Below are 217 nucleotides of genomic sequence, written 5' to 3' on the forward strand. Positions count from 1 at the left end.
TGCTCAAAGCAGTGATGCCCTTGATGGGATCATTGAGCGCCTTGCCCAGCATCTTGGAGCCGGACTCCACAGAACCGAAGCCAGCGGCCGATAGATCGACTGCCGCAGCCGTGGCACGATCGAAAATATTCGAGCCCTCGCCTACTTCATTCTTCACGTTCTTGAACGTCAGCAGGAGGTTAGAGCCGGACTGGATTGCTTCATCATCAATGCCGGT

1 protein-coding gene is annotated in these 217 nt (G+C 55.3%); it reads right to left on the reverse strand.

Features of this window, described 5'->3' with window-relative positions; genetic code table 11:
- Nucleotides 1-217: hypothetical protein (locus F0L46_RS26530; protein WP_210247724.1), on the reverse strand; the 217-nt coding region annotated here is incomplete at both ends.

This window comes from Salinarimonas soli, from assembly GCF_008386575.1.
Lineage (GTDB): Bacteria > Pseudomonadota > Alphaproteobacteria > Rhizobiales > Beijerinckiaceae > Salinarimonas_A > Salinarimonas_A soli.